Source organism: Pontibacterium sinense (assembly GCF_015209595.1).
In the GTDB taxonomy this organism is placed as follows: Bacteria; Pseudomonadota; Gammaproteobacteria; order Pseudomonadales; family Balneatricaceae; genus Pontibacterium; species Pontibacterium sinense.
Genome location: NZ_JADEYS010000037.1, coordinates 1 through 3,303, shown reverse-complemented (window position 1 = coordinate 3,303; position 3,303 = coordinate 1). Strand labels below are relative to the sequence as shown.

At 57.2% G+C, this 3,303-nt stretch carries 2 protein-coding genes; both read right to left on the bottom strand.

The window, feature by feature from the left end; translation table 11 throughout:
• A partial coding sequence (locus IOQ59_RS20995) for a DUF1302 family protein (RefSeq protein ID WP_228051078.1) occupies window positions 1–1,922 on the bottom strand: 1,922 nt, incomplete at its 3' end.
• A gap of 58 nt (window positions 1,923–1,980) precedes the next feature.
• A partial coding sequence (locus tag IOQ59_RS20990) for an efflux RND transporter permease subunit (RefSeq protein WP_193955443.1) occupies window positions 1,981–3,303 on the bottom strand: 1,323 nt, incomplete at its 5' end.

Here is a 3,303-nt window from a genome sequence, read left to right as displayed (position 1 = left end):
GATTTCGGACCCGGACCGAACTTGATGTTGGCACCGGCAGTGACTTTCCAGTTGTCATCGATCAGCCATTCCACGGAAGGTGCTGCCACGGAGTTACCGGCACGGAAGTCATGTGCCATGATGATCTGCGGGCTCAGGCGGTCGTTCATCCACCACCCTTTCACCAGCAATGTACCGATGTTGTTCTGGCTCCACTGCGCAAAACCACGGGTGCCTAAGCTGACTTTCTCGCTGCGGTGATCCAGCAGGTTTTCACCAAAGATCTGGGCCGAGAACAGGAAGGCACGGTTGCGGTTCAGGAATGGGATAAAGACGTTTTTATCCGCACCCACCACGTAACGGAACACATCCGATTCGGAGTACAGGTCCGGGCTCAGGGTGTCGGCGAACTCTTCACCTTTGGTGTAGGCCGCTTCCATACGGAACACGGTATCAAGGGATTCCGCGTAGTAATCGAGGGAACCCCCGATCAGGTTCACACGAGGGAACACCACATCAAATGCGATCAGGTACGGCGTTGGGCCGATATCGCCTTTCACGAACGGGTTCTCGCTGTTCTCTACCGTCGTGCCGCCGCGCAGGGATGGCATCTGGGAACGGTAGGTCAGTGCGTTCAGGGAGAACGTCAGATCGTTGTACACACCTTCCAGTTTCACACCCAGCTGGGTGTCGTTCAGACTCCAGGCGGGCAGATCCACATCGCGGATACCGATCTGGTGCGGACCGAAGTTGGTCGCGGAGTATCCGGTAATGGTCGGATCAGACAGGGCCGCAATGGCTGCAGGATCGGTGATACCGTTGGCAGCGGCAACGTTAGGACCGAGGATTGGGGCTAAGCCTGCCGGCAGACCGGCGCCATTAAGCGGTGCGAAGTTCGCCACCGTACCGCCGTTTTCCCACAGGTTGGCCATGCCACGGAAGAAGCAAGACGCATCCAGTGCGTTGTAGGCACCGGAGCAGTTACCCAGATTGTTCGGACGGAACTTGTCGAAGTTCCACACGGAAGAGAGGTTCAGATCCTGGAACGGACCGGTCGGTCCCATGCGCCATTCCGCCTGCACCATCCACATTGGGATACGGATATCTTCCAGCTCGTCGTAGATGTTATGACGGCTGTAATCCACCGGGTTGATCACATCCAGAACACGGAACAGGTCGGTACGACCCCAGATAATCTGCTGACGACCGAGACGGACGTTCAGCTGATCGCCATTGTCAAAGTCATGGGTCGCATCCACATACAACTCACGCAGGAAGTCGAGACGGTCGTTGAATTCAGGGTGTTTCAGATCGCTTTCGTCGGCATCCAGATAGCCGTCGATACAGCCACGGCTGTCCACGTCACACGGACGCACCGGCACACCAAAGGCCACACCACCCCCGATATCGTGCAGGTCTTCACCCAGCACTTTCATACCGGTGGACGGGTTGTTGGGGTAACTGTCCACAAACGCGGAGCCGGGTGGGAACGGTGGCAAACCCGGAATACCGGCCGGGTTCGCATTCAGTAGGCCATACACACCGTCGACGGTTGAGGCGTTCAGACCGGAGCCGTGTGCAACCGGGGTGTGCACCCCGTTATTGGTGGTCTGCAGGAAGATATCCTGCCCCGCACGCGCACCGGCATTGTCACCGAACTCGTCGTCGTTCAGGTCGTATACCGCATCGTAAGTCGCACGCAGGGTACCGTGTACGGAGGCTTCACCCCAGAAGCTGCCCCCGTTCAGCTGGCGACTGAACTCCAGCTGGGCGGTGTTACGGAACTTAGTCAGGCCTTTGGTTTCGCGATAGTAGGTCGCGTTCTCAACAAAACCCGCCACTTCAGTCTCTTGAGCGGAGACAGTGGGTGCGGCCATCGCCGCCGTGGCCGCGGCGACTGCCAGCGCCAGGCGACTCGCGTTCGTTGTTATTGTTTTTGTCATTATTATTAACCCCTTCGGATTTTTTGGTCTTATTTGGTCACTTCAATGTGTGAACAGCTCAGGCATGGATGATGCCGTCCTCGTCCTCATAGGCTTCGCAGATAAACTTCGGCTTGAAGACCAGCACCCAGCTTGGCACCAACAACATGGCGGCCGCGCCGTTGAGCAACACCATCACAATCAGCAACAGTGCGGCATCGGCCTGGAAACGCAGGTCAGACAGGAGTACCCACATCACGATGCCCGCAATCAGCGTGATCGCCGTGAAGCTGATCGCCAGTCCAGTGGTACTGATGGCGCGTTTGACGGCGGCACTCAGATCTTTCAGTACCACCATCTCGGTGCGGATACGGTCCATCATGTAGATGGAATAATCGATACCGACGCCCACCCCGACCGCGATAATCGGTACGGTGTTGATGTTGATACCCATCTGGGTAATACCCATGTAGGCGTAGGTCAGCGTGGTGGCGAAAAGCATCGCCATAAACATCATGGTGCCGGCCATCAGTGACTGGTAGAAGAACATCACCATGGCAAAGATCAGCACGAACACCAGCGGCAGTACCCACAGGTTGGTCTCGTAGGCCGCTTCGTTCATGGACGCGGTCACCCCGATGGTGCCGCCCGCCAATCGGATGGTGAGACCTTCCACATCGTTGCCGTGTTCTTCGATCCACTGCTTGGCGGTGTGGATGGCGCGGCGGATGGTCTCGCCCTGATGATCCTTGTAGTAGAACACCAGGTTGGCAATGCGCTCGTCGGTATCGACAAACTCTTTCAGCGCACCCGGAATCGGGCTGGACATCATGTAGGTGAACATCAGACCACCGACATACATCTCGTCATTCGGGATCTGCGCCCAGCGCGGGTCATCGTTGTGCAGCAGGCGGTTCACCTGTTTCACCAGATCAGGAATCCCTTTTGCCCCGCCCACTTCCGGGTCGAGCAACATATGACGTTCCAGATCCGCCAGTGCGTTCAGCACCTCAGGACGTTTGATGCCACCCTTCTTGTCGGTCTCGGCGACGATGTACAGCTCTTCCGAGCCTGGGAAACTGTCGTTCACCGCTTTGGAGCTGACGTTGTAGTCGTGATTCTGATAGAGGATCGGGCTGCCCGGCTCGGACTCACCGATCACCACTTTAGAGCTGAAGTACCAGCCACCCGCCAGCAGGAACGCGGCAAAGAACAGCGCGTTTTTCGCGGCACGTTCACCACTGATGATGTTGGCGCAGCCATAGCCTACGTTACGGAAGATGTTGTGTTTGATGTCGTGTTTCTTCGGCTTCGGCAACACAGACAACAGCAGCGGTACCGCCAGCAACACGGTAATGATGATGGTCAGTGCCCACAGGGAGGCGTAGTGCGCCAGCTTGGT